The organism is Curtobacterium sp. MCPF17_047, assembly GCF_003234045.1.
In the GTDB taxonomy this organism is placed as follows: Bacteria; Actinomycetota; Actinomycetes; order Actinomycetales; family Microbacteriaceae; genus Curtobacterium.
In genome coordinates this window covers 51,606-77,042 of sequence record NZ_QKSF01000012.1, presented here as the reverse complement: position 1 = coordinate 77,042, position 25,437 = coordinate 51,606, and the positions used below count along the sequence as shown (strand labels likewise).

Below are 25,437 nucleotides of genomic sequence, written 5' to 3'. Positions count from 1 at the left end.
CAGCCCGGCCGTGACCGCGCGAGCGCGTGCGCGTGCGTCAGGCTGTGCGGTGCACCCGGATGACGCGGAAGCCCTTGTCGGTCGTCGCCCGCGCGACACTGAAGCCGTCCCCCAGCATCTGCTGCAACCAGCGTTGCAGCGAGTCGCCACCGAGGTCCTTCGAGACGACCAGCCAGGCGTCCCCGCCGACCGCGAGCCGGGGGATCCAGGTGCGGAGGATGTCGTGCAGTTCGTCCTTGCCGACCCGGATCGGTGGGTTGGACCAGATCGTGGCGAACGTCGTGTCAGTGGGGATCTCCCCGGGCAGTCCGACGGTGACGTTCTCCGCACCGGCGGCGGCCGCGTTCGTCCGCGCCAGGTCGAGCACGCGCTCGTTGACGTCGACTCCCCACACGTGGGCGTCCGGGGACTGCAGCGCCATCGTGATCGCCAGCGGCCCCCAGCCGCAGCCGACGTCGAGCAGGTCCCCGTCCGGCGCGGGAGCGGGGACGTTCTGCAGCAGCACGCTCGTGCCGCGATCGACGCCGTCGGGGCTGAAGACACCCGCCGCGGTGGTGAGCTCGAGCGTCCGACCGGCGAGGGTCACCCGGATCTGCCGCGGTCGCGCCGCGCTCTCCGGGGTGGCCGAGAAGTAGTGGTCGTTCGCCATGGAAGAACCGTACCGGGAACCCCGTGTGTCCTGAGGCGTCCGGAGGTAGCCTGTGGACAGCATGACGGAAACCCATCAGCAGGACGAACAGACCATCCACGACGACAGCGCAGACGGTGTCGTCGAGCGAGTGCTGCGCAACGCCGACAGGCGCGCCGCCTCCTCCATCTTCGCGCCGGCACAGGCGATCCAGACCCGCTCGGTCGACGAGCAGGGCTGGGACGGCGACGGCGAACAGTACGACCGTGACGACCGCGCGGCGCTCCGCCGGGTCGGCGGTCTCTCCACCGAGCTCGAGGACGTCACAGAGGTCGAGTACCGGCAGCTCCGGCTCGAGCGGGTCGTCCTCATCGGCGTGTACGCGCAGGGCGACGCCTCGGACGCCGAGAACTCCCTCCGCGAGCTGTCGGCCCTCGCCGAGACCGCCGGCGCCGTGGTGCTCGACGGGCTCCTGCAGCGCCGTCCGAACCCGGACCCCGCGACCTACCTCGGCAAGGGCAAGGCCCAGGAGCTGGCGATGGTCGTCAAGGCCACCGGGGCGGACACGGTGATCGCCGACACCGAGCTCGCGCCCTCACAGCGCCGTGCACTCGAGGACGTCGTCAAGGTCAAGGTCATCGACCGCACCGCGGTGATCCTCGACATCTTCAGCCAGCACGCCTCCACGCGGGAGGGCAAGGCGCAGGTCGAGCTCGCGCAGCTCCAGTACCTGCTGCCGCGTCTGCGTGGTTGGGGTGAGTCGATGTCCCGACAGGCCGGTGGTCAGGTCTCCGGCGGTGCGGGCATGGGTTCCCGCGGCCCAGGTGAGACGAAGATGGAGCTCGACCGCCGCAAGATCCACACCCGGATGGCGAAGCTCCGTCGGCAGATCGCCGGCTTCACCCCCGCCCGCGAGGCCAAGCGTGCCGAGCGCAACCGCAACGAGGTCCCCAGCGTCGCGATCGCCGGCTACACGAACGCCGGCAAGTCGTCGCTGCTCAACCGCCTGACGAGCGCCGGCGTGCTGGTGCAGAACCAGCTGTTCGCGACGCTGGACTCGACGGTCCGCAGAACGAGTACCGCGAAGGGTCGTGAGTTCACGTTCACCGACACCGTCGGGTTCGTCCGCAACCTGCCGCACCAGCTGGTCGAGGCGTTCCGCTCCACCCTCGAAGAGGTCGGCGACGCCGACGTCATCGTGCACGTGGTCGACGGCTCGCACCCGGACCCGGCGGCACAGCTGGCCACGGTCCGCGAGGTCATCGGCGACGTCGGCGCCCGCGACGTCCCCGAGGTCGTCGTCTTCAACAAGTCCGACCTGGTCGACGACACGCAGCGGATGCTGCTCCTCGGGCTCGCGCCGGACGCCGTGTTCGTCTCCGCCCGCACGGGCGAGGGCATCCCGGAGCTCCTCGACGCCATCGAGGAACGGCTGCCGGAACCCGACGTCGAACTGACCGTGGTCCTGCCGTTCTCGCGCGGAGACCTGGTGTCGCAGCTGCACGACTCCGGCGCGGTCGAGTCGCTCGACTACGTGGAGGAGGGCACGCGCCTCCGGGTGCGTGTGTTCCAGCGGGAGGTCGCGGAGCTCGACCCGTACGTGGTCGCGCCGGGCGCCTCCGCCTGAAACTGGCTGACGGACGGGAGGCGCGGTGCCAGCTGGCACCGCGCCTCCCGTCTGTCCGTCCCCGGTCCGAGCAGGATCGCGAAACGCAACGAGGGCGGCTCCTCGCAACGTGATCCCGTTGCGAGGAGCCGCCCTCGTTGCGTGTTGCGGGGTCAGAGGGAGCGGAGGACCGCCACCACCTTGCCGAGGACCGTCGCCGCGTCGCCGAGGATCGGCTCGAACGCGGTGTTGCGGGGGAGCAGCCAGGTGTGGCCGTCGCGCTGCCGGAAGACCTTGACCGTGGCTTCCTCGTCGAGCATCGCGGCGACGACGTCGCCGTTCTCGGCCGTCTGCTGCGACCGGACGACGACCCAGTCGCCGTCGCAGATCGCCGCGTCGATCATCGACTCGCCGACGACCTTGAGCATGAAGAGGTCACCCGTACCGACCAGCTGACGGGGGAGCGGGATGATCTCGTCGACGTGCTGCTCGGCGGTGATCGGGACACCGGCGGCGATGCGTCCGACCAGGGGGACGAGCGTCGTGGCGTCGACGTCGGGGCCGTCGGAGTCGGGGGTCGGCTCGTCGACCAGGACCTCGAGCGCGCGGGGACGGTTGGGATCTCGGCGGATCCAGCCGCCGAGTTCGAGCTGCCCGAGCTGGTGGGACACGCTCGACAGTGAGGACAGGCCGGCTGCGTCGCCGATCTCGCGCATGCTCGGCGGGTAGCCGCGGCTCGCGATCGACGCTCGGATCGCGTCGAGGATCGACTGCTGCTTCGCCGTCAACGGTTTCTGTCCGCGCAGTTCGTCCGCCACGTCTCGCCCTTCGTCCGGAGTGGAACCGTGCCTCGCGGGAATGTCAGTGGTCCCGGCGAGACTTGCTCCAGTCGATCGAAACAGTATCCGACCGTGACATGTCGGACAAACACCTGTTCGAGCGTGTCGCAAGAAAAACCCCCACGAATCCCTCCCGAGGGGTTGTGCATCCTCCGAGTCGAACGTATGTTCGGTACACGGCTTCGGACGGCCACGACGGTCGACCGACACCAAGGCAAGCAGGAAGGCAACGACATGAGCACCAACGCCATCGCGGACATGCAGCACACCGCAGCACCCGTCGCGCACACGCGCCTCCGTCTCACCCGTCGCGGGCGAGTGGTCTTCACCACCCTCGCGGCTGTCCCCGTCCTGCTCTGCGTGGGCATCGCGATGTTGAACGGTGGCCAGGCCTCGGCCGGTGACCGTGCGGCGAACGTGCACTTCGACACCGTGACGATCCAGCCCGGCGAGACGCTGTGGCAGGTCGCCGAGGACACCGCGCCGAACTCCGACCCCCGTGACTTCATCCAGGACGTCGTGAGCCTCAACGCCCTGAACGGGTCTGCCGTGCAGGCCGGGCAAGAGATCTCGATCCCCACGCAGTACGAGCACTGACCCGGTACTGAGGGGTCGGGCATTCCGCGGGCGTTCGCCCCTGGCGTGACCGTCCGGACGGCCGGTCAGCATGCGGGCAGTGCGGCCTACGATGGATCGGTGGCAACCACGCTCGAAGACCTCCCCATCCGAGACGACCTCCGCGGGCAGAGCCCCTACGGCGCCCCGCAGAAGCACGTCCGCGTGCAACTCAACGTCAACGAGAACACGCATCCGGTGCCGCAGGACGTGGCCGACGACATCGTCGCCTCGATCCGTCAGGCGCTGGCGACCGTCAACCGCTACCCGGACCGCGAGTTCACCGAGTTGCGGGAGTCCCTCGCCGGGTACCTCGGACAAGGCCTGGGTGCCGAGTCGATCTGGGCGGCGAACGGCTCGAACGAGGTCATCCAACAGCTGCTCCAGGCGTTCGGCGGTCCGGGGCGCAGCGTGCTCGGGTTCCCGCCCACCTACTCGATGCACTCGATCATCGCCTCGAGCACGGGCAGTCGGTGGATCGCGGCCGAGCGGGACGCCGAGTTCCGCATCTCTCCCGAGACCGCGGTCGCCGCGGTGCGTGCGCACCAGCCCGACCTCGTGTTCCTCTGCGGGCCGAACAACCCGACGGGCACGCCCCTCGACCTCGCGACCATCGAAGCCGTCTACGAGGCCACCGACGGCATCGTGATGGTCGACGAGGCCTACGCCGAGTTCATGCCCGCCGGCCAGCCGACGGCCCTCACGCTGCTGCCCGGACGCCCGCGCCTGGTCGTCTCGCGGACCATGAGCAAGGCCTTCGCGTTCGCGGGCGCCCGGGTCGGGTACCTCGCCGCCGACCCGGCCGTGATCGACGCCCTGCGCCTGGTCCGCCTGCCGTACCACCTGTCCGCACTGACACAGGCCGCCGCGGTCGCCGCCCTCCGTCACGCCCCGGAGATGCTCCGCATGGTGGACGACATCCGCGGGCAGCGCGATCGGATGGTGACGGAGCTGCGGGCCATGGGGTACCAGCCGCACGAGACGTGGTCGAACTTCGTCCTGTTCGGCGGCGTCGCCGACCCGCGTACTGCGTTCGAGTCCCTGCTGGAGCGGGACGTGATCGTGCGTGACCTCGGCATCCCGAACCACCTGCGTGTCAGCGCCGGCACGGCTGAGGAGACCACCGCGTTCCTCGACGCCATGCGCGAGGTCGCCGTCGAGCAGCCGCCCGTTAGGGTTGCAGCATGACCGCGCGCACCGCCGAGATCACCCGCTCGACGAGTGAGTCGACCGTCTCCCTGTCGCTCGACCTCGACGGCACCGGCACGTCCGAGATCTCGACGAGCGTGCCGTTCTTCGACCACATGCTCACCGCCTTCAGCAAGCACTCGCTGATCGACCTGCGCGTGCAGAGTTCGGGCGACACCGACATCGACGTGCACCACACGGTGGAGGACACCGGCATCGTCCTGGGTCAGGCGCTCCGTCAGGCCCTCGGTGACCGCGCGGGCATCGGCCGCTACGGCGACGCCCTCGTGCCGCTCGACGAGGCACTCGCCCAGGCGGTCGTCGACGTCTCCGGTCGTCCGTACCTCGTGCACACCGGAGAGCCCGCCGGCTTCGAGTTCCACCGGATCGGCGGGCACTTCACCGGGTCCATGGTCCGGCACGTGTTCGAGGCGATCACGATGAACGCCGGCATCACGGTCCACGTCCGCGTCCTCGACGGCCGCGACCCCCACCACATCGCGGAGGCCGAGTTCAAGGCCTTCGCCCGTGCGATGCGCCGCGCTGTCGAACTCGACCCGCGCGTCGACGGCATCCCGTCCACGAAGGGCACGCTGTGAGCACCACCCGCCCGAACGTCGTCGTCCTCGACTACGGCTCCGGCAACGTCCACTCGGCGGCGAAGGCTCTCGAACGTGCCGGGGCCGACGTCACCCTGTCGAACGACAAGCAGACGGCCCTGGCGGCCGACGGTCTGCTCGTTCCCGGGGTCGGCGCGTTCGCCGCGGTGGTCGACCAGCTCGACGGGGTCCGCGGCGGCGAGATCGTCGACCACCGCCTGGCCGGTGGCCGTCCCGTGCTCGGCATCTGCGTGGGCATGCAGGTGCTCTTCGCCCGTGGCGTCGAGCGCGGTGCCGATGTCGAGGGCCTCGGACAGTGGCCGGGTGTCGTCGAGCCGATCAAGGCCGACGTCCTGCCGCACATGGGATGGAACACGGTCCAGGCGCCCGAGGACTCGGTGCTCTTCGACGGCCTCCACGACGAGCGGTTCTACTTCGTGCACTCCTACGGGGTCACCGACTTCCCGCTCGACGCCTACGGTCCGTTCCGCGCGCCGAAGCTGACGTGGGCCGAGCACGGCGAGCGCTTCGTCGCCGCCGTCGAGAACGGCCCGTTGAGCGCCACGCAGTTCCACCCGGAGAAGTCCGGCGAGCCGGGCATCCGCCTCCTCCGCAACTGGGTCTCGTCGCTGTGACCCCCGATCCCGACGGGACCATGACCGAGCTCTCCACCACCCAGCCCCTCGTCCTCCTGCCCGCGGTCGACGTCGTCGACGGCCAGGCGGTGCGCCTCACCCAGGGCGAAGCCGGCAGTGAGACGGGGTACGGCGACCCGGTCGCTGCCGCGCGCACCTGGCGGGACCAGGGTGCCGAGTGGATCCACCTCGTGGATCTCGACGCCGCGTTCGGCCGGGGTGACAACCGACGGGTCATCGCCCACGCCATCCGGGAGGTCGAGGGCGTGTCCGTCGAGCTCTCCGGCGGCATCCGCGACGACGCCTCGCTCGAAGCCGCTCTGGCGACCGGTGCGGCTCGGGTCAACCTCGGTACCGCCGCGCTGGAGAACCCGGAGTGGGCGGCCCGTGTGATCGGGCAGTACGGCGAGCAGATCGCCGTCGGGCTCGACGTCCGCGGGACCACCCTGGCCGCCCGCGGGTGGACCGAGGACGGCGGGGACCTCTGGGAGGTGCTCGACCGGCTCGAGGACGCCGGATGCGCCCGGTACGTGGTCACCGACGTGACGAAGGACGGCACCCTGCAGGGTCCGAACGTCGACCTGCTCCGCCAGGTCTGCGACCGCACCGACCAGCCCGTGGTGGCCTCGGGTGGCATCTCGACGCTCGACGACCTCCGCGCGCTCCGTACGCTCGTGCCGCACGGGCTCGAGGGCGCGATCATCGGCAAGGCCCTGTACACGGGCGCGTTCACGCTGCCGGCCGCACTCGACATCGCGTCGGAGTAGTCCCGTGGCGGGCATCTCGAACGGTCGGGGTGCCGGCCCTGACCCAGACGAGCAGGCAGCAGACCAGCAGGCGGCGCACGACCACGCCGGCGACTCCGCCGGCAACCCGTGGGCCGGCCGCACGTTCGACGCGCACGACACGACCTTCACCGAGGACGACGGCCTGGCCGATCCCGCCGTCGTCGCCGCGATCACCGCGGTCGCGTCCGGAGGCCCGCACGGCGCGGTCGTCGACGCTCTCCGCACCGCACGGCTGCTCATCCCGCTCGTCGCCGAGGCCGGTGACGTCGGCGAGACGCCGGACGGCCGCATCGTCGACAAGACCCAGGAGCTCTCGATCGTCACGGTCGCGGGCCCCGACGGTCGTGCGGTGATGCCCGCGTTCACCTCGGTCGAGGCGATGCGCGCCTGGGACGCGGACGCCCGACCCATCCCGGTCGAGTCGCGCCGGGTCGCGATGGCCGCCGCGAGCGAGGACACGCAGCTCGTCGTGCTCGACCCGACGGCAGCGACGGAGTTCGTGCTCCGCCGCCCCGCCGTGTGGGCGCTCGGACAGGACCTCCCGTGGACGCCGTGCTCCGAGGACCCGGAGGTCGCGCAGGCCTTCGCCGGCACGATCGAGACCGAGCCGGCCGTGGTCCGCGTCGAGCTGTCGCCGGGGGACCCGCTGTCGCGGTTCGCCGGGCCCGAGTTGACGGTCGGCCTCCGACTCATCGCCGGCCTCGACCGCGAGCAGATCGCCGACCTCGTCGGGCGCCTGCAGCAGCGGTGGGCCACCGATCCGGTCATCGCGGAACGCGTCGACAGCATGCGCGTCGCCCTCCGCGCCGCCTGATCCCGGCTCTCCGACGGCCGGGAGGCCCGTGGCCCGTCCGCCTCGTCGGCCACCGCCCGGCGGTGCGGCCCGGTCCGGCGCGACTGCGCCGGTACGATGGCCCGGTGAGCAGCATCCCGACGACAGCCTCCGGTACCGGCGACATCGTCACGGGTCCGACCGGTCGGCCCGTGCGGTCGTTCCCCGTGCCGGAAGAGCTGGACGGCCACGGTCCCGCCCGCATCATCTCCCTGTGCAACCAGAAGGGCGGGGTCGGCAAGACCACCACCGCCATCAACCTCGGTGCCGCGCTCGCCGAGTACGGCCGCCGTGTCCTGGCGGTCGACTTCGACCCGCAGGGCGCCCTGTCCGCCGGTCTCGGTGTCCGGACGCACGACATCCCGACGGTCTACGACCTGCTGATGGGTGCCGTGAAGGACCCGAACCAGGTCATCCAGCCGACGAACGTGCCGCTGCTCGACGTCATCCCGGCGAACATCGACCTGTCCGCGGCCGAGGTGCACCTGGTCAACGAGGTCGCCCGCGAGCAGATCCTGGCGAGCGTCCTGCGGAAGGTGTCGAACGACTACGACGTCATCCTCATCGACTGCCAGCCGTCCCTCGGGCTGCTCACCGTGAACGCGCTCACCGCGGCGCACGGCGTGCTCATCCCGCTCGAGTGCGAGTTCTTCGCGCTGCGCGGTGTCGCGCTGCTCATCGAGACGATCGACAAGGTGCGCGACCGGCTGAACCCGGCGCTGGTGCTCGACGGCATCCTCCCGACGATGTACGACTCGCGGACGCTGCACTCGCGCGAGGTCATGGAGCGTGTCGTCGAGACGTTCGGCGACAGCGTCCTCGACACCGTCATCGGGCGCACCGTGAAGTTCCCGGACGCGACCGTCTCGGCGCGACCGATCACGCAGACGGCTCCGGACCACGCTGCGGCCCATGCCTACCGGCAGCTGGCCCGAGAGCTCGTCCAGCGTGGCGCCGTCGCCTGAGGACCCGGCCACGAGCCTCCCGTCCGACGCAGCCGGACACGCCGACGGCGCGACCGACGCGCCGGTCGGCACCACGACCGCACCCGGGTTCCGGGTGCGCCTCAGCAACTTCGACGGGCCGTTCGACCTGCTGCTGTCGCTCATCACGAAGCACGAGCTCGACATCACCGAGGTCGCCCTGAGTGCCGTCACGGGCGAGTTCATCGCGTACGTCCGGCTCGCCTCGTCGAGCGACGAACTCGACGAGGCGAGCGAGTTCCTGGTCGTCGCCGCGACGCTGCTCGACCTGAAGATCGTCGGGCTGCTGCCGCAGGGCGAACTCGTCGACGCCGAGGACGTGGCCCTGCTCGAAGCCCGCGACCTGCTGTTCGCCCGACTGCTGCAGTACCGGGCGTTCAAGCAGGCCGCGGACTGGTTCGGTGACCGCTGGGGCGCCGAGTCGCGACGACACGTGCGGAGCGTCCGGCTCGAGGAACGGTTCCGTGCTCGGACGCCCGAGCTGGTCTGGACCCTGTCCGTGCAGGACTTCGCGGCGATGGCGGCGCTGGCCTTCGCACCGCGCGAGATCCCGACCGTCGGCCTCGACCACCTGCACGCCCCCGCGGTGAGCATCCGGGAACAGGCCGCCATCGTGGTGTCGGTCCTCCGTACCCGCACCGACGAGGGGTCGCCGGACGTCACGTTCCGCGAACTCATCGCCGGGGTCGACCAGGCGGGTATCGTGGTGGCTCGTTTCCTCGCGATCCTGGAGCTGTACCGGAACGCCTCCATCTCGTTCGAACAACTCGAACCGCTCGGGGAACTCGTCCTCCGGTGGACCGCGCTCGACTGGACGGACGAGAGCCTCGCGAACCTGGGAGCCGACTATGACGGATGACGTGCACGCGCACGGCGCTCGGTCGCGCGCCGGAGGATCAGCCGAGCCGGGCGGTGCGGACGAGATCGAGGACGCCCGCGCCCTCGAGTCGGAACTCCGTGCCGCGGCCGCGGGGCGCTCACCTGACACATCCCCCGTCGACGTACCGCCCGTCGCGGCGCCGGTCGACCGGCAGCTCGAAGCCATCCTGATGATCGCCGACCAGCCGCAGTCCCTCGTCGCGCTCGCCGCCGCCGTCGGCGCGCCGGTGCCCGTCGTCCGACAGGCTGTCGACCGCCTCGTCGCGGACTTCGACGGCGTCGAGGGGACGGTCCGCCGCGGCTTCGAGCTCCGCGAGGTCGGCGGTGGTTGGCGGTTCTACGTCCGTGCCGAACTCGACGCCGTCGTCGAGCAGTTCGTCGAGGCCGAGCGCCCCGCCCGGTTGTCCCAGGCGGCGCTCGAGACCCTCGCCGTGGTCGCCTACAAGCAGCCGATCACCCGCTCCCAGATCGCCGCGATCCGGGCCGTCAACGTCGACGGCGTGGTCCGGACGCTCGTCGCGCGCGGCCTCATCGAGGAGTCGTTCACCGACTCCGAGACCGGCGCCATCAACTACGTCACCTCCGAGCTGCTGCTCCAGCAACTCGGCATCAACTCGCTCGACGAGCTTCCGCTCATCTCGCCCCTCCTGGAGGACGGCGCGGACGGTTTCGGGCAGACCGAAGGGATCCCCGATGGCCGGGTTTGACCAGAACGACCGTGCACGACGAGACGACGACCGCCGCGGCGGGGGTCGCCCGGGCGGTGACCGGCCGGGAGGCTCCGGTCGCCGCGAAGACGCACCCCGCGGACGCGACGGGGCCGGCTCCGGCGGGTACCGCGGACGCGACGACCGGGCCGCGGGCGGCGACCGCGGCGGGTACCGCGGCGGGGACGACCGTTCGTCCGGCGGGTACCGCGGGCGCGATGACCGGGCCGGCGGCGGCGACCGTGGGGGGTACCGCGGGCGTGACGAGCGTGGTGGGGACCGTCCGACGGGCGGGTTCCGCGGGCGTGACGAGCGTGGTGGGGACCGTCCGACGGGCGGGTTCCGTGGGCGTGACGAGCGTGGTGGGGACCGTCCGACGGGCGGGTTCCGCGGGCGTGACGAGCGTGGCGGGGACCGTCCGACGGGCGGGTTCCGTGGCGGCGACGACCGGAGCGGTGGCGGGTACCGCGGTCGGGACGACCGTTCCTCCGGCGGGTTCCGCGGCCGCGACGAACGTGGTGGGGACCGTCCGACGGGCGGGTTCCGCGGCCGCGACGAACGTGGTGGAGACCGTCCGACCGGAGGGTTCCGTGGCGGCGACGACCGGAGCAGTGGCGGGTACCGCGGTCGTGACGACCGTTCCTCCGGCGGGTTCCGCGGTCGGGACGACCGTGGTGGTGACCGGCCGACGGGCGGGTTCCGCGGCCGCGACGAACGTGGCGCAGATCGGCCGACCGGTGGCTACCGTGGCCGCGACGAGCGCAGCACGGGTGACCGTGGTGGGTACCGCGGTGGTGACGACCGCGTCAGCGGTGGGTACCGCGGGCGGGACGACCGTTCCTCCGGCGGGTACCGCGGTGGTGACGACCGCACCAGCGGTGGGTACCGCGGACGTCCGGACCGGGACACGCGCGGTGCCGACCGACGCAGCGACGACCGTGGCGGCTTCGTGAGCCGTGACGACGACCGCGGCCGCTTCGTGCGCCGCGACGACTCCGGCGACCGCCGCACCGGCGGACGGGACGAGCGTGGCGGGTACCAGGGACGCGACTCCCGTGGTGGCCGTGACGAGCAGCGCGGTGGGTACCAGGGACGCGACTCGCGCGGTGGCCGTGACGAGCAGCGCGGTGGGTACCAGGGACGCGACTCGCGCGGTGGCCGTGACGAGCAGCGCGGTGGGTACCAGGGACGCGACTCGCGCGGTGGCCGTGACGACCGTGGTGGCCGTGACGAGCAGCGCGGCGGGTACCGCGGGCGTGACGACCGCGGGGCCTCCCGCCGTCCGGACGACCGTGGAGCCGAGCGTGGCAGCGACCCCCGCCGCGAGGACCGCCGGAGCCCGGACGGCGCCCCGAGCAGCGTGTGGCACAACGGGCGCCGCTACGTCGGTGGCACGACGAGCCCCCGCAACGACCCGGCACGCAAGAGGACCACGCCGCTCCCGGCCGGGGAGCGCGACGACGCCGGTCGCCCCGTCGAGGGCACGCCCGAACGCCCGATCATCCCCGACTGGGACCCGGCGGACGGGACGGCGACCGACGGGGGCGAGCCGGACCTCCAGGAAGGCGGTGAGCGCCTGCAGAAGGTGATCGCCGCTGCGGGTGTGGCGAGCCGACGGGTCGCCGAGAACCTGATCTCGGAGGGCCGCGTCACGGTGAACGGCGAGGTCGCGGACATGCTCGGACGCCGCGTCGACCCGGACACCGACGAGGTCGCGGTCGACGGTGTGCCGGTGCAGACCGACACCTCTCGGCGGTACGTCGTGCTCAACAAGCCGACCGGTGTGGTGTCGAGCATGCAGGACGAGCACGACCGTCCCGACCTGTCACAGTTCGTCGACCAGTTCGAGGAGCGGCTGTTCAACGTCGGCCGTCTCGACTTCGACACCGCCGGGCTCCTCATCCTGACCAACGACGGCGGGCTCGCCCACGTCCTGGCACACCCGTCCTTCGGCGTGACGAAGACCTACGTCGCGAAGGTCGACGGCAACATGGTCCCCTCCACGCTGCAGCTGCTGCTCGACGGCATCGAGCTGGAGGACGGCCAGATCGCCGCCGACAAGGCACGGCTGCTCGAGTCCTCGCGCGGGGAGTCGCTCGTCGAGATCACGCTGCACTCCGGCCGCAACCGCATCGTCCGCCGCATGCTCGAAGCCGTCGGACACCCGGTGCTCGAGCTCGTCCGCCGGTCGTTCGGACCGCTGCAGCTCGGCAGCCTGGCGCCGGGTGAGGTGCGCGAGCTGACCACGGTCGAACTCGGCAAGCTGCTCGGCATCGCCCGGACCGCGGACACCCGCACCGGGGACGACGACGCGGAGAGCACGGACTGACCGTCGGAGACTGACCGTTGCGGGCCGACCGCGACACGGACGGCGCCGGGACCGGTGGGGACTTCTCCACAGGCCCGGTGCCGTCCTGCTGCCCGGCACCCGCGCTCGATAGGCTTGCCCAGTGATCGACGCCAGCACGACCGCGACCGACAGCCGCCTGTCGCGCGCCGAGACCGACCGCCGCGTCCGCGGGCCGGTGCGGATCGTCGGGGCCGGACTGCTCGGCGCCTCCATCGGACTGGCGCTGCGCGACAAGGGCGTGGACGTCGTCCTCGACGACGTCTCCCCGGCCGCGCTGGCGCTCGCCGTCGACTACGGCGCCGGACGACTCCCGGCAGCGGATGACGACCCCGAACTCATCGTGGTCGCCGTGCCGCCGGACGTCACCGCGACCGTCGTGGAACGCGAACTCCGCGCGCACCCGGACGCCGTCGTCACCGACGTCGCGAGCGTCAAGTCCGGGCCGCTCGACCGACTCCGCGCCGCCGGAGCGGACGTCTCGCGGTACATCGGCTCGCACCCGATGGCGGGCCGCGAACGCAGCGGTCCGACCGCCGCCCGCGCCGACCTGTTCATCGGTCGTCCCTGGGTCATCGCCGGACACGACGACATCAGCCACCAGCGCGCCGCCGTGGTCGAGCACCTGGCACTCGACCTCGGCGCGACCGTCGTCCCGATGGACCCCGAGTCGCACGACCGGGCCGTCGCCGTGGTGTCGCACGCGCCCCAGCTGGTCGCGACGCTGATGGCCTCGCGCCTGCGGGACGCCCCCGGCGAAGCGCTCGGTCTGGCGGGCGGCGGCGTCCGAGACGTCACGCGCATCGCCGCGAGCGACCCCGGGCTGTGGGTGCAGATCATCGGAGCCAACGCCGAGCACATCCGGCCGGTGCTCGCCGACCTCCGCGACGAACTCGACCGGGTGCTCACCGCACTCGCCGACCCCGCCGCAGCCGGGTCGCCTCGGGCGATCGCCGAGACCATGGCCTCGGGCAACCGCGGGGTCGAACGGCTGCCCGGCAAGCACGGGTCCACCGCACGGTTCGCCCAGGTCGTCGTCCTCATCGACGACCGACCCGGGCAGTTCGCCGAACTCCTCACCACCATCGGGGAACTCGGCATCAACCTCGAGGACCTGCGCCTCGAGCACTCGCCCCGGGCGCAGATCGGCATCGTCGAGGTGTCGGTCGTCCCGGAGCACGAACAGCGACTCGTCGAGGAACTCGAGGGTCGCGGATGGAGGATCGCAGCAGCATGGGCCTGAACGACAACGACACCACGCTCGAGTCCGGCGTCACCGGCGGCCCGGACGCCCCCGACTCCGGACTGCCGAGCCCGAAGGACCAGCCCGGGCCCCTCGGCGGCGGCGACGTCACCGGCGGTCCTGACGGGCAGGGTGCGGGCGAGCTCGGTTCGACCCGCGACCCGATGCCCGCCGGCCTGCCCGCCGGAGCGTTCGTGGCGAAGTTCGTCATCGCCGTGGACGGCCCTGCCGGCAGCGGCAAGTCCAGCGTCTCCCGCGCGGCGGCCCGTGCGCTCGGCTTCGGCTACCAGGACACCGGCGCCGCCTACCGCGCGCTCGCCTGGCACGCGCTGCAGCAGGGCGTCGACCTGGACGACCCGGTCGCGGTGGTCGCGGCCTTCGACTCCTTCGACTACGCGATCGGCACCGACCCCGACGAGTACTTCGTCCGCGTCGGCGGTGTCGACGTCACCGATGCCATCCGGACGCCGGAGGTCACCGCGGCCGTGGCGCACATCGCGAAGCTGCCGGAGGTCCGCGCGAAGCTCGTGTCGCTCTTCCGCAAGGTGATGCGGATGGCCGACGGACAGGGCATCATCACCGAAGGACGCGACATCACGACAGTGGTCGCTCCGGACGCCGAAGTCCGGATCCTGTTGACCGCCGACGAATCCGTTAGGATGGCACGTCGGTCGGCAGAGGTCACGACGCAGTCGGCCGAAGAGACCTCGGCCGCCCTGGCCCGTCGGGACGCTGCCGACGCGAAGGTCGTCGACTTCATGAACGCCGCCGACGGTGTCACCACCCTCGACTCCACCGACCTCGACTTCGACCAGACCGTGCAGGCGGTGGTCGACCTGGCCCGCTCGGCCACGAACTGACGACAACCCGGCCACACGGCCGCATCTGAACCACGAACACGCGGCCCACCGGCCGCCGGCAAGGAAACCACCATGGCGCAGCTGGACGACCGAAGCGACGACGACTTCCCCGAGTACGACGACTCGCTCGGAGAGCGGCTCGCCGGCATCGACGACGCCGAAGCGGACCAGCGTGCAAGCGCGCTCCGCGCCGGCCTCGAGGACTACGACCTGGACGACGAGGACCTGGCACTCCTCGAAGCCGGCAAGCTCGGCGTCGACGGCGTCGCGTACCTGCCGGCGCTGCCGGTGCTCGCGATCGTCGGCCGTCCGAACGTCGGCAAGTCGCAGCTCGTGAACCGCATCCTCGGCCGCCGCGAAGCCGTCGTGCAGGACACCCCCGGTGTCACCCGCGACCGCGTCAGCTACAAGGCCGAGTGGAACGACAAGCGCTTCACCATCGTCGACACCGGCGGGTGGGAGCCCGACGCGAAGGGCATCAACGCATCGGTCGCCGCCCAGGCCGAGGTCGCGATCGACCTCGCCGACGCGGTCCTGTTCGTCGTCGACGTCACGGTCGGCATCACCGCCACCGACGAGCACGTCGTCAAGATGCTCCGCGGCACCGACCGCCCGGTCATCGTCGCCGCGAACAAGTCCGACGACGAGCGTCGTGACCTCGAGGCCTACGCACTCTGGAACCTGGGTCTCGGCGAGCCGCACCCCGTCTCGGCACTGCACGGCCGTGGCGTCGCGGACCTCCTCGACCTCATCATCACGACGCTGCCCGACGTGTCCGCGGTCGCCAAGCAGGAGATCGGCGGCCCGCGTCGCGTCGCCATCCTCGGCCGTCCGAACGTCGGCAAGAGCTCGCTGCTCAACAAGGCCGCCGGTGAAGAGCGCGTCGTCGTCAACGAGCTCGCGGGCACGACCCGTGACCCGGTGGACGAGCAGATCGAGCTCGGTGGCAAGACCTGGCGCTTCGTCGACACCGCCGGCATCCGGAAGCGCGTCCACCTGCAGCAGGGCGCCGACTTCTACGCATCGCTCCGCACCACCGCCGCGCTCGAGAAGGCCGAGGTCGCGGTCGTCGTCCTCGACGTGACCGAGCCGGTGTCCGTGCAGGACCTCCGCATCATCGACCTGGTCCTCGAGTCCGGTCGTGCCCTGGTCCTGGCGTACAACAAGTGGGACCTGCTGGACGACGAGCGCCGCCGCTACCTGGAGCGCGAGATCGAGCAGGACCTGGCGCACGTCGCCTGGGCCCCGCGCGTGAACATCTCCGCCCGCACCGGCCGTCACCTCGAGAAGCTCGTGCCGGCCCTCGAAACCGCGCTCGAGTCGTGGGACACCCGTATCCCGACGGGCAAGGTCAACGCCTTCGTCGCCGAACTGGTCCAGGAGCACCCGCACCCGGTCCGCGGCGGCAAGCAGCCCCGCATCCTGTTCGCCACGCAGGCGTCGAGCCAGCCGCCGACGTTCGTGCTGTTCACCTCGGCGTTCCTCGACCCGCAGTACCGCCGGTTCATCACCCGCCGTCTGCGCGAGGTCTGGGGCTTCGACGGCACGCCGATCGTCGTCAACATGCGAGTGCGCGAGCGCCGGAAGCGCTGAGCCGCCATGTCCGTGCCACGAGGGGAGCGATCGACGTCTCGACGTCGATGGCCTCTCGTGGCCGGGCTGGTGCTGCTCGTCGTGGTCGCCGCCGGCGCGGTCGTGCAGTGGTCGGCTGCGGACGGTGGGACGACGTCGGCGTCGGTTCCTGACCCGTCCCCGAGTGCGGACGACGCCGGGATCTCGATCGGCCACGGGTTCATCCCGGACGAGCCGACCACGGACGCCACCGGCGACGCTCCGATGATCGATGCCGCGACCGGGCTCCCCGTCGACGACGCGCAGGCGTCCGGTCCGTGGTGGCGACGGGCACTGCCGATCGCCGGCGACCTCGTCCCCATCCGTGGCGAGGTCCGCGGGAACGTCCGCCTCGAGGTCGTCGGCGAACAAGTCGTCCAGATCACCCTGACCGGCGTGCGGGTGACGGCAGGGTCCGGTACGACCGGGTCGCACGTCGGCGCGGTGCGGGTCCAGCTGTCCTCGGGCGACGTCCTGGGGAGCGAACGGGCGCAGTGGACCGGCGACGACGTCCCCGCCGACTTCGGCTCGTTCACACCGGACGGCGAACACCCCGTACTGGTCATCGTCGACCCGCAGGACCTGCCGCCGGTGGTGCACTCCGTCCTGTTGGTCGATGCCGACACCGGGGACCTGCTCGGCGGCGCCGAGTTGCTCCCCGTCTTCTGACCGAGACAGCGCGGCGGGGGAGGGCGTGCCTCCCGGCAGACTGCACTCCGGTAGACCGCACTCCGGCAGACCGGACTCTCAGCCGCGTCGGCGGCCCGAGGCAGCAGGGAGCCGTCGAGTACGGCACGATGGGACGGTGACGCAGCGACCATCCGGCCTGGCAGCGACCGCTGACCGGGCGTGGAGCCGGCTCCGCCTGGACCGCCTGGCCGGCGGTCGGCAGGGCGGCTACGTCATCCGCGAGGACATGCTCGCCCACCCGGACACGGTCCGCTCGTTCCGGTGGATCCGGTGGCTGCTCGTCGCCGAGACGGTCGTCGGGCTGACCGCGATCGTCGTCGCCGTGCTGCTGACCCGTGCCGGGGAGGTCGTCCCGTGGGCGGTGTGGTTCCGAGCGACGGTCGTGCTGCTCATCACCCTGACGCTCTACGTGTTCGCGTGGCGCGCACAGCTCGGCTACTACTGGGCGTACCAGCGACTACGGCTCTTCAGCCGGGTCTTCCCGATCGTGACGCTGGTGATCGCGGCGATCCCGGGCCTCTACCCGTTCTGGATGGTCATCGAGCAGATCCTGTTCTCGGTGCTCATGGTCGGGATCGGCGACGTCCTGACGAGCGACCACATGCGACTCACGTTCCCGAAGCCGGTACGTCGGACTGTTCGGTAGCGGAGTGCGCTGCCGCCGTCCGTGTCGCGGCGAGCGAACCGAGCAGCGCGAGCCCCCGTGCCGACGGTGAGCCCGGCTCCGCGTGGTGCACGACGAGCAGCTGCCCGTCGGTGCCGCCGACGGCCAACTTCTCGCGGCGGAGTTCCAGGTCGCCGACCTCCGGATGCCACATCCGCACCGCGCCGCCACCGAGGGGCCGCACGTCGTGGCGGGCCCAGAGTTGCCGGAACTCCTCGCTGCCGAGGGACAGCTCGCCGACCAGCTGGACGACGTCCGGGTCGTCGACGTCCGGTCCGATCGACGTCCGGAACGCGGCGACCATCCCCGCCCGCTGCTGTGGCCACTCCGGGTACCGTTCGACCTCGTCGTGGTCGAGGAACATGGTCCGCAGTCGGTTCTCGCCTGCTCGGAGGCCCGGGGCGAGTTCGGTCGCCAGGCTGTTCGCGGCGAGGACGTCGAACGCCCGGTTCTCGACGAAGGCCGGTAGCCCGATCACGTCGAGGAGCTGGCGGGTGCCGGCCGGCACCACCTGGCGGTGGGGGCGGGAGCGTCTGGCGGGAGTGGTCGGGCGGATGCCGGCCAGGCCGAGCAGGTACTCGGTGGCGGTCGTGTCGAGCCCCAGGACCCGGGCGAGCGCCTCCAGGACCTGCGGTGACGGGTTGCGGTCCCGCCCCTGCTCCAGGCGCAGGTAGTAGTCGGCGCTGATCCCGGCAAGCATCGCGACCTCCTCCCGGCGGAGGCCCGGGGTGCGTCGGACGCCCGTCACGCGGATGCCGACGTCCGCCGGCTGCACCAGCTCGCGGCGGGCGCGCAGGTGGTCGCCGAGGGGGTTGTCGCTCACGGTGCCGATCGTAGGCGCAGTGCCGGGGTCCGGTCCTGGTCCCCGTGGTCCCAGGATCGTCGGGGATCTGGGCAGGACGGGTGACGGGGAGCATCGTGGAGGCCATGACCACGACATCGCTCCCCGGCGGCACGTTCCGCCTCGCCGACGACCTCGAACTCACCCGCGTCGGGTACGGCGCCATGCAGCTCGCCGGACCGCACGTGTTCGGTCCTCCGGCCGACCGCGACGAGGCCGTCCGGGTGCTCCGGACCGTCGTCGAGCTCGGCATCACGCACATCGACACCGCTGAGTTCTACGGCCCGCACGTCACGAACGAACTCATCCGCGAAGCGCTCTCGCCCTACGGGGACGACGTACACATCGTGACGAAGGTCGGATCGGTGCGGGACGCCGAGGGCAACTGGGTGCCGACCCGGCAGCCCGACGACCTGGTGGCGCAGGTGCACGAGAACCTCCGCACCCTCGGTCTCGAGCAGCTCGAGGTCGTGAACATCCGGATGGGCGGCTTCGACGCTCCGGAACCGGGCTCGATCGCCCCGCAGGTCGAGGCACTCGCGCGCCTGCAGGAGGACGGGCTCGTCCGCCACATCGGCCTGTCGACCGTCAGCGCCGAGCAGCTCGCGGAGGCGCAGAGCTACGCGCCGATCGTCTGCGTGCAGAACATGTACAACGTGGCGCGCCGCGAAGACGACGCGCTCGTCGACCTCACCGCGTCGCAGGGCATCGCCTACGTGCCGTACTTCCCGCTCGGTGGGTTCTCGCCGCTGCAGTCCGGGGCACTCGACCGGGTCGCGGAGCGCCTGGAGGTCTCGCGCCTGACCGTCGCGCTGTCGTGGTTGCTCCAGCGGTCGCCGAACATGCTGCTGATCCCGGGGACGTCGTCGGTCGACCACCTGCGGGACAACGTGGCGTCCGCGGGCTTCGCGCTGCCGGACGACGCCGTCGCCGAACTCGACGCGATCGGTTCGGCCGGGTAGTCCGACCGGGGTCGGCCCGGCCTCGGTCCCGCCGGCCCGGTCACGCCGGCTCGGTGCCGCGCGGCCGAGCGGGCTGGGCCGGGCGAACTGTCAGGCCACGGTGGCGAGCGCGAACGGCAGCACGGCCGATGCCCCGGCCCGTCGGAGTTCCCGCCCGGCGACCGTCATCGTCCACCGGCTGTCGACCAGGTCGTCGACGAGCAGGACCGGCCCCTCGTGCGCCTGCAGCGCCGCCGCGAGCTCCGGTCCGACGACGAACGTGTCCCACACGCCGGACAACCGGTAGGCGCTGTTCGTCGCACCGTCACCACGCGGCACCCCGCCCTCCCGGTCGAGGGTGCCGAGGTGCTGCAGCCGACCGATCGAGGACAGCGCCTGGGCGAGCGAGGCGACGAGTTGCGGGCGGGAGCGCGAGGACATCGCGACAACACCGGTCGGTCGGGTCTCCCACGGCCAGTCCTTGAGCGCACGGACACAGCCGTCGACGAGTTCGCGGGACACCGGTGCGTCCGGGGTCCCGTTCGCGAACAGGGCTCGCAGCGGACCACCCCATCCGAGGTCGGTGAGCCGGGCGACGGCCCGACCCGGAGCGACGAGTTCGCCGACCGGGATCTTGCCCTTGACCGCGACGCCCAGCGACGACATGCCCGAGGGCCACTGTGCACGGGGGGCGATCTCGACGCCGACCTGGTCGAGGGCGTTCGCGGCACCCGTGCGGTCCGCGTCCGAGACGTCCGTCGGGTACCAGGCGCCGGCGCAGTTGTCGCACCGGCCACAGGGTTCCGCGGTGGGGTCGTCGAGGTCCTGCTGGAGCAGCTGCATCCGGCACGCGCTCGTGGACTCGTAGATGAGCATCGACGCGGCCTCGGCGGCACGGGCGGCGGCGACCCGCTCGTAGCGGGCGGCGTCGTACTCCCACGGCCGACCGGTGGCGACCCAGCCGCCGCCGACCCGACGGACGGCGCCGTCGACGTCGAGCACCTTGAGGAGCAGTTCCAGCGTCGATCGCTTGATGTCGACGAGCCCTTCGAGGGCCACGGTCGACATAGCGGTGTCGACGGAGAGCGCGCCGAGCACCGCCGAGGCCCGGGACTCGGTCGGCATCGAGGCGCTGGCGAAGTACTGCCAGATCTCCTGGTCCTCACGCCCGGGCAGCAGCAGGACGTCGGCGTTGTCGGTGGCGCGGCCGGCACGACCGATCTGCTGGTAGTACGCCACGGGGGAGGACGGCGCCCCGATGTGCACGACGAAGCCCAGGTCGGGCTTGTCGAACCCCATGCCGAGCGCGCTGGTGGCGACCAGGGCCTTGAGCTGGTTGTCCTTCAGCTGCCCTTCGAGCTGCTCGCGTTCGTCGTTGTCGGTCCGGCCGGTGTAGGCGCGGACGGCGTACCCGGATTCCCGGAGGAGCCGGGCGATGTCCTCGGCCGCCGAGACGGTGAGCGTGTAGATGATGCCGCTGCCGGGCAGGTCGCCGAGGTGGGCGAGCAGCCAGCCGAGGCGAGCACGGGCGTCCGGCAGGGTGAGCACACCGAGCCGCAGCGAAGCGCGGGCGAGCGACCCGCGGATGGTGAACACAGGGTCGTCGGGTCCGGCGGTCAGCTGTTCGGCGACGTCCTCCACCACGCGCTCGTTCGCGGTAGCCGTCGTCGCGAGGACCGGCACGCCGTGCGGCAGGGACCGGATGAGTTCGGCGAGGCGGCGGTAGTCCGGCCGGAAGTCGTGACCCCAGTCGGAGATGCAGTGCGCTTCGTCGACGACGAGCATGCCCATCCGCCCGATGAGCGCGGGCAGCTGTTCGTCACGGAACTTCGGGTTGTTCAGCCGCTCCGGGGAGACCAGCAGCACGTCGACTTCGTCACGGGCGAGGGCCGCCTGGGTCTCGGTCCACTCGTGCGCGTTCGCGGAGTTGATCGAGACCGCTCGGACCCCGGCCCGGGCCGCTGCGGCGACCTGGTCACGCATCAGGGCGAGCAGCGGCGACACGAGGACGGTCGGCCCACCGCCCCGACGCCGGAGCAGCAGCGTGGCGAGGAAGTAGACCGCGGACTTGCCCCACCCGGTGCGCTGCACGACGAGCGCTCGCTGCCGGTGCTCGACCAGCGCGGAGATCGCCTCGAGCTGCCCCGGGTGGAAGACCGCATCGACCCGGCCGGTCAGCGCCTGCAGGGCCTCCTGCGCCTCGGCCACGATGTCAGCAGACGGCACCGCAGCAGGCGGGACGGGGGAGGCAGCGGGTGAACTCATGCCCCCATGCTGTCAGGACCGACCGACGAACCCGGCCCCTCCCTCGCAGGCTCGGTCGGCGCGCCCCGCGCAACGCTTCGCGTCGCCGCCGAGCGGGGCGCGCCAGGCTGTGGAGAACCTGCGACCGTTCACTGGTAGGTGACCAGTGACGGCGTCGGTTGCACCTCGGACATGGTCTGCTCCGGCGTCAGCATCGGGGTGTCCTCGTCGAAGAAGTTCTTCCATCCCCAGTGCAGTCCGTCCGGGCCACCGTCGTGCAGCGCCTTCCACGTCGCCTGCTTGTCCGGCTGCGACCCCTGGCCGTCGACGTGCACGAGCAGGTCGAGTTCCGGGTGCGACGTGAGTGAACCGCGGTCCGTCACCATCGAGGACCGGAACTGGTGCAGGACGAGCGCCTTCGGCGGCAGCCCCTCACGACGGACGAGGCCGGCGAGCCACTCCGACACGCCGTTCACCTCCCGCGCGCTGACCGTACCGATCTGCCGGAGCGGGACCTGGTCCGGGCCGAGCCGCCACTCCGGGTCGAGCGCCAGCCACACGTCCGGCCGCGACAGCAGCGACTCGTACCGCTCCGCCTGCGCCAGGAAGTCGCTGCGCCCGGGCTGCAGGTCGATGATGGTCGGCATGCCCGCCCGGTGCGCGGCATCGACGTACGGCTCCAGGGCCGACACCGGCAGCTCGCGTGAGTAGTCGCCGTCGTCCCCTGCCTCACCCGCCGCCACCGTGGCGATCACCTCGAACGCGGGCGTCACGGGCACGTCGGACAGCCCGCGGTACTGCTCCGCCAGCTTCCGGGCCCGCGCGACACTCGCGGCCGGGTCCTGCTCGCCGAGGACGCCGAGCACCGGCGCCCCGGGCGCGCCGTAGAGAGCCGTGTACCGGTGGCCGTCGAACGGACGCTGCCCACCCCCGCCGATCCGGTACCCGGTCTGCGCGGCCCGGACCACCCACTCCGGATGGCCGAGGTCCGCGAACGACGCCCCGAGCAACAGCGTCGGCCGCCCCTGCGCACCGTGCAGCGCGCTGACGACCGCCCCCGACGCAGCCGGGTCCGACACGCCCGAGGGCATCTCCACCACCTGAGCGTCGGCAGCGCGGGCCGTCGCCACCGCGGCAGCGTCGTCCGACCGGTCCGCGACGAGCACCGTCTGCCGGGAGGCCCGGCCCGCCTCCGCCTGCCGGCCCACCTCCGGCACGTCCCGCTCCTCGATCTGCGTGTCGAGGGTCGCGTCGCCGAACGCCCGGTACCAGGACGCCCCGAGACGCTCGAGTTCGTCGGTCACGGCAGTGGTCGCCTTCTTCGATCCGGCGTCGACGAGCAGGGCCGGAACGTGCGCGCGGACCGCGGCGCTCGCCGCGTCGCGGACGGCATCGGCGTCTCCGGCGGGCGCGACGACAGCACCCGGCGCGGATCGGAAGAGGGCACGACTCGTCCGGACCGAACGGTCCGCGGCGGACCGTTCCGCCACCACGGTCACGGTGTCCGACGACGCTCGGGCGAGCGCCGGACGCGGGGTCGGAGCCGCACCCGAACAGGCCGTCACCCCGAGCACCAGACCGGTCACAGCGAGCGCGAGCAGGGCACGGACGGGTCGAGAACGCATCGGCCCACCCTAGGAGGCGAGCCGACGTCTCCCTGAGAAGGGCATCCGTGCCGTCTCGTAGAAGGGGAGCATGCACCGACAGGCCGACGACCGACCGATCATCGGGCCGGTGGCCGCTCCCGACCTGCACTGCATGACCCTCAACCTGCGCCGCAGCGTGCCCCGACCCACCGGCCACCCGGACTCGTGGGAACACCGCCGCGACGCCGTGGTGGCACTCGTCGCCTCCGAGGAGCCCACCGTGCTCGCCGTCCAGGAGGCCCTGCGCCCCCAGGCCGTCGACCTCGCCACCGGCATCGGGTCGCGCTGGGAAGCGGTCCTGCTCGGCCGTGACCGTTTCGGCGACGGGGAGGCCGTCGGGCTCCTGGTCGACACCGAGCGCTGCACCGTCGTCGAGCGCCGGTCGTGGGCGATGTCCCGCACACCCTTGCGCCCCGGCTCCCGCTCGTGGGCGACCGCCTTCCGCCGGCACGCGGTCGGCGCCGTCCTCGACGACCACGCGACCGGACGACGGTTCCTGGCACTGGCCACGCACCTCGACGTCGCATCGCCATGGGCCCGACTCCGCTCGGCGCAACTGCTCGGCCGGATCGTCGCCCAGTCCGGCCTGCCCGCCGTCGTGATGGCCGACTGCAACGCGCCGGCCGGGTCGGCACCGTGGCGAGCACTGGCGGAGGCGGGCATCACGGACACCTGGAGGCGAGCCTCCCGCCTGGAGACGGCGGAACTCGGCACGTACGCCGCCTACCGGGAGCCGCGCGCCGACAAGCCGCGCATCGACGGCGTGTTCGCCACCGCGGACGCCGTCGTGTCCCGCGCCGCGATCTCGACACGGCGGCCCGGGGGAGTGTGGCCGTCCGACCACCTCGCCGTGCACGCCGTGCTGTCCTTCCAGGCGACCGCGTGATCGACACCTTCGGGCCGACGTTCCTCCGACGGCCGCACGGCGCCGTCTGGGCCGCGGACGTCCTGCGCATCGTCACCCTGGTGAGCGTGCCCGTCGCCGCCGTCGGCTGGGGAGCGGTCGCGTTCGCCGTGACGACCCTCGCACTCCTCGGCACCGTCGTTCCGCGCATGCTCGGCCTGCGACCGACGTTCGACGCGGCCGTCGTGCTGCTCTGCCTGGTCGCCGCCTGGAGCAGCGTGCTCGACTGGTACACGACCGTGTTCCTCTGGGACAAGCTCGTCCACGTCATCCTGGTCGGGCTGCTCGCGGCGTTGCTCGTCGTGATCGCCTCGGACGCTGGCGTCGTCGTCTCGGCCCCGCGCGCCGGCGTGCTGCTGTCCGCCCTCGTGGCGCTCGCTGCCGGGATGGCGATCGGCTCGGTGTGGGAGATCGGCGAGTGGCTCGGGCACAACCTCGTCGACGACACGATCTTCGTCGGGTACGACGACACCATCGGCGACATGGCGGCGGACGGACTCGGGGCGTTGCTCGCCGGGTTCGCGCTGCCCTGGCTGTCGCGGGAGCGGCGGGTCGTCCAGCCGATGCACCTGCGGGGGTGACGCGCTCGGGTCCGTCGCCGTGGCGCGGTGGGGCTCCCGCTTCCGCTATGCTTGACGGGCTGCTCCACGCTCGGTCGGGTGTGGGGTGGGGCCCGCAGTCTCCCTCGTGGAGGCGGGGTCTGGGTCCTTTTGGGACTCGCGGGCTGTGGCGCAGCTTGGTAGCGCACTTGACTGGGGGTCAAGGGGTCGCAGGTTCAAATCCTGTCAGCCCGACCGAAGGGCCGTCGTAGTTAGTGTGTTAAGAACTCGACGGCAAAAAGAAGGCCCTTCCCGAATGTCTCCGGGAAGGGCCTTCTTCTTGCGCGGCAGCGGATCGATCCGGCTGGCGCAACACGATCATTGCGTCGTTGAGAACGTTCTGCGCCCGTCCAGCTCGTCGTCAGCCGTTTCCGGGCGCGCCGGAGCACCCCGAAAAGACGGGATCAGCGCGAGCCGGGGTACTCAGGGCCGGCAGCGCTGCGGCAGATGTCGCAACCGGAGCGCAGTAGGGGTCGGACAGACCGCTTGGAGGTTTGGGGTTCGGTGGAAGCGCGGCTGAGGGTGCTGAAGTCGCGGACCGTGGCGAC

At 71.9% G+C, this 25,437-nt stretch carries 24 protein-coding genes and 1 tRNA gene; 20 read left to right on the top strand and 5 right to left on the bottom strand.

Features of this window, described 5'->3' with window-relative positions:
- Positions 1-37: 37 nt before the first annotated feature.
- Positions 38-649 carry a class I SAM-dependent methyltransferase gene (locus DEJ33_RS13020; RefSeq protein WP_111195180.1) on the bottom strand — a complete coding sequence of 204 codons (612 nt, stop codon included), beginning with the start codon at positions 647-649 and terminating at the stop codon, positions 38-40.
- A 61-nt stretch (positions 650-710) separates the two neighbouring features.
- On the opposite strand from DEJ33_RS13020, the gene hflX reads away from it, so the two are divergent.
- Complete coding sequence (gene hflX / locus DEJ33_RS13015; protein WP_111195203.1) at positions 711-2,255, top strand: GTPase HflX; 1,545 nt, start codon at positions 711-713, stop codon at positions 2,253-2,255.
- Between the two features lie 152 nt (positions 2,256-2,407).
- Here the strand turns inward: hflX and lexA are convergent, their stop codons facing one another.
- Positions 2,408-3,052 carry a transcriptional repressor LexA gene (gene lexA, locus DEJ33_RS13010; protein ID WP_110904756.1) on the bottom strand — a complete coding sequence of 215 codons (645 nt, stop codon included), beginning with the start codon at positions 3,050-3,052 and terminating at the stop codon, positions 2,408-2,410.
- A gap of 255 nt (positions 3,053-3,307) precedes the next feature.
- Between lexA and DEJ33_RS13005 the strand changes: the two genes are divergently transcribed.
- The 15 genes from DEJ33_RS13005 (at position 3,308) to DEJ33_RS12935 (ending at position 17,696) form a co-directional block, all read left to right on the top strand.
- Positions 3,308-3,670 (top strand): LysM peptidoglycan-binding domain-containing protein, encoded by a 363-nt coding sequence (locus DEJ33_RS13005; RefSeq protein ID WP_110904791.1) that lies wholly within the window; start codon positions 3,308-3,310, stop codon positions 3,668-3,670.
- Positions 3,671-3,769: 99 nt separating this feature from the next.
- Positions 3,770-4,876, top strand: coding sequence for a histidinol-phosphate transaminase (locus DEJ33_RS13000; protein ID WP_111078883.1), 1,107 nt, complete (start codon positions 3,770-3,772; stop codon positions 4,874-4,876).
- Positions 4,873-5,475, top strand: a complete 603-nt coding sequence (gene hisB / locus DEJ33_RS12995) for an imidazoleglycerol-phosphate dehydratase HisB (RefSeq protein ID WP_110904754.1) — start codon at positions 4,873-4,875, stop codon at positions 5,473-5,475. Before DEJ33_RS13000 ends, hisB begins: the two co-directional genes overlap by 4 nt.
- A complete protein-coding gene (gene hisH, locus DEJ33_RS12990) occupies positions 5,472-6,110 on the top strand; it encodes an imidazole glycerol phosphate synthase subunit HisH (RefSeq protein ID WP_111078884.1) in 639 nt (212 codons plus the stop codon). The genes hisB and hisH overlap by 4 nt, the downstream gene beginning before the upstream one ends.
- Positions 6,111-6,130: 20 nt before the next feature.
- On the top strand, positions 6,131-6,877 hold the full coding sequence (gene priA, locus DEJ33_RS12985) for a bifunctional 1-(5-phosphoribosyl)-5-((5-phosphoribosylamino)methylideneamino)imidazole-4-carboxamide isomerase/phosphoribosylanthranilate isomerase PriA (RefSeq protein WP_111078885.1): 747 nt from the start codon (positions 6,131-6,133) through the stop codon (positions 6,875-6,877).
- 4 nt (positions 6,878-6,881) lie between these two features.
- Positions 6,882-7,712 carry an SseB family protein gene (locus DEJ33_RS12980; protein ID WP_111078886.1) on the top strand — a complete coding sequence of 277 codons (831 nt, stop codon included), beginning with the start codon at positions 6,882-6,884 and terminating at the stop codon, positions 7,710-7,712.
- Positions 7,713-7,816: 104 nt separating this feature from the next.
- Complete coding sequence (locus tag DEJ33_RS12975; protein ID WP_110904750.1) at positions 7,817-8,695, top strand: ParA family protein; 879 nt, start codon at positions 7,817-7,819, stop codon at positions 8,693-8,695.
- Positions 8,679-9,572 (top strand): segregation and condensation protein A, encoded by an 894-nt coding sequence (locus DEJ33_RS12970; protein ID WP_375342151.1) that lies wholly within the window; start codon positions 8,679-8,681, stop codon positions 9,570-9,572. Before DEJ33_RS12975 ends, DEJ33_RS12970 begins: the two co-directional genes overlap by 17 nt.
- Positions 9,562-10,299, top strand: coding sequence for an SMC-Scp complex subunit ScpB (gene scpB / locus DEJ33_RS12965; protein ID WP_111078888.1), 738 nt, complete (start codon positions 9,562-9,564; stop codon positions 10,297-10,299). The genes DEJ33_RS12970 and scpB overlap by 11 nt, the downstream gene beginning before the upstream one ends.
- A 1,576-nt stretch (positions 10,300-11,875) precedes the next feature.
- Positions 11,876-12,628, top strand: a complete 753-nt coding sequence (locus DEJ33_RS17630; protein WP_258366311.1) for a pseudouridine synthase — start codon at positions 11,876-11,878, stop codon at positions 12,626-12,628.
- A gap of 124 nt (positions 12,629-12,752) precedes the next feature.
- Entirely contained in the window at positions 12,753-13,889 is a 1,137-nt protein-coding gene (locus tag DEJ33_RS12955) for a prephenate dehydrogenase (protein WP_111078939.1), read from the top strand.
- A 164-nt stretch (positions 13,890-14,053) separates the two neighbouring features.
- Positions 14,054-14,749 carry a (d)CMP kinase gene (cmk, locus tag DEJ33_RS12950; protein WP_111078940.1) on the top strand — a complete coding sequence of 232 codons (696 nt, stop codon included), beginning with the start codon at positions 14,054-14,056 and terminating at the stop codon, positions 14,747-14,749.
- Between the two features lie 72 nt (positions 14,750-14,821).
- Positions 14,822-16,342 carry a ribosome biogenesis GTPase Der gene (gene der, locus DEJ33_RS12945; protein ID WP_111045071.1) on the top strand — a complete coding sequence of 507 codons (1,521 nt, stop codon included), beginning with the start codon at positions 14,822-14,824 and terminating at the stop codon, positions 16,340-16,342.
- A gap of 57 nt (positions 16,343-16,399) precedes the next feature.
- Positions 16,400-17,029: a hypothetical protein gene (locus DEJ33_RS12940; protein ID WP_111078890.1), complete on the top strand. Its 630-nt coding sequence runs from the start codon at positions 16,400-16,402 to the stop codon at positions 17,027-17,029.
- Between the two features lie 136 nt (positions 17,030-17,165).
- Complete coding sequence (locus DEJ33_RS12935; protein WP_110904745.1) at positions 17,166-17,696, top strand: hypothetical protein; 531 nt, start codon at positions 17,166-17,168, stop codon at positions 17,694-17,696.
- Here the strand turns inward: DEJ33_RS12935 and DEJ33_RS12930 are convergent.
- Positions 17,659-18,537: a helix-turn-helix domain-containing protein gene (locus tag DEJ33_RS12930; RefSeq protein ID WP_258374808.1), complete on the bottom strand. Its 879-nt coding sequence runs from the start codon at positions 18,535-18,537 to the stop codon at positions 17,659-17,661. The two genes, DEJ33_RS12935 and DEJ33_RS12930, sit on opposite strands and share 38 nt — an antisense overlap.
- A 104-nt stretch (positions 18,538-18,641) precedes the next feature.
- Here DEJ33_RS12930 and DEJ33_RS12925 point away from each other — a divergent pair, with 104 nt between their 5' ends.
- Positions 18,642-19,517 carry an oxidoreductase gene (locus DEJ33_RS12925; protein WP_111195178.1) on the top strand — a complete coding sequence of 292 codons (876 nt, stop codon included), beginning with the start codon at positions 18,642-18,644 and terminating at the stop codon, positions 19,515-19,517.
- Between the two features lie 90 nt (positions 19,518-19,607).
- Here DEJ33_RS12925 and DEJ33_RS12920 read toward each other — a convergent pair whose 3' ends face one another.
- Together DEJ33_RS12920 and DEJ33_RS12915 are read right to left on the bottom strand one after the other, a co-directional pair.
- Positions 19,608-21,761: an ATP-dependent DNA helicase RecQ gene (locus DEJ33_RS12920; RefSeq protein WP_258374809.1), complete on the bottom strand. Its 2,154-nt coding sequence runs from the start codon at positions 21,759-21,761 to the stop codon at positions 19,608-19,610.
- Positions 21,762-21,889: 128 nt separating this feature from the next.
- Positions 21,890-23,365: a hypothetical protein gene (locus DEJ33_RS12915; protein WP_111078891.1), complete on the bottom strand. Its 1,476-nt coding sequence runs from the start codon at positions 23,363-23,365 to the stop codon at positions 21,890-21,892.
- 70 nt (positions 23,366-23,435) lie between these two features.
- Between DEJ33_RS12915 and DEJ33_RS12910 the strand changes: the two genes are divergently transcribed.
- From DEJ33_RS12910 to DEJ33_RS12900, 3 genes are all read left to right on the top strand, one after another.
- Complete coding sequence (locus DEJ33_RS12910) at positions 23,436-24,272, top strand: endonuclease/exonuclease/phosphatase family protein (protein ID WP_111078892.1); 837 nt, start codon at positions 23,436-23,438, stop codon at positions 24,270-24,272.
- The gene (locus tag DEJ33_RS12905) at positions 24,269-24,871 is read left to right on the top strand and encodes a hypothetical protein (RefSeq protein WP_111195177.1); all 603 of its coding nucleotides are present in this window, start codon (positions 24,269-24,271) and stop codon (positions 24,869-24,871) included. Before DEJ33_RS12910 ends, DEJ33_RS12905 begins: the two co-directional genes overlap by 4 nt.
- Positions 24,872-25,010: 139 nt before the next feature.
- A tRNA-Pro gene (locus DEJ33_RS12900) sits at positions 25,011-25,084 on the top strand.
- The last annotated feature ends 353 nt before the right edge of the window (positions 25,085-25,437 follow it).

Bases quoted from the DNA above. Each gene is read 5' to 3' on its own strand.
- DEJ33_RS13020 (WP_111195180.1), bottom strand. From the start codon at position 649: ATGGCGAACGACCACTACTTCTCGGCCACCCCGGAGAGCGCGGCGCGA.
- hflX (WP_111195203.1), top strand. From the start codon at position 711: ATGACGGAAACCCATCAGCAGGACGAACAGACCATCCACGACGACAGC.
- DEJ33_RS13005 (WP_110904791.1), top strand. From the start codon at position 3,308: ATGAGCACCAACGCCATCGCGGACATGCAGCACACCGCAGCACCCGTC.
- hisB (WP_110904754.1), top strand. From the start codon at position 4,873: ATGACCGCGCGCACCGCCGAGATCACCCGCTCGACGAGTGAGTCGACC.
- priA (WP_111078885.1), top strand. From the start codon at position 6,131: ATGACCGAGCTCTCCACCACCCAGCCCCTCGTCCTCCTGCCCGCGGTC.
- scpB (WP_111078888.1), top strand. From the start codon at position 9,562: ATGACGGATGACGTGCACGCGCACGGCGCTCGGTCGCGCGCCGGAGGA.
- cmk (WP_111078940.1), top strand. From the start codon at position 14,054: ATGCCCGCCGGCCTGCCCGCCGGAGCGTTCGTGGCGAAGTTCGTCATC.
- der (WP_111045071.1), top strand. From the start codon at position 14,822: ATGGCGCAGCTGGACGACCGAAGCGACGACGACTTCCCCGAGTACGAC.
- DEJ33_RS12925 (WP_111195178.1), top strand. From the start codon at position 18,642: ATGACCACGACATCGCTCCCCGGCGGCACGTTCCGCCTCGCCGACGAC.
- DEJ33_RS12920 (WP_258374809.1), bottom strand. From the start codon at position 21,761: ATGAGTTCACCCGCTGCCTCCCCCGTCCCGCCTGCTGCGGTGCCGTCT.
- DEJ33_RS12915 (WP_111078891.1), bottom strand. From the start codon at position 23,365: ATGCGTTCTCGACCCGTCCGTGCCCTGCTCGCGCTCGCTGTGACCGGT.
- DEJ33_RS12910 (WP_111078892.1), top strand. From the start codon at position 23,436: ATGCACCGACAGGCCGACGACCGACCGATCATCGGGCCGGTGGCCGCT.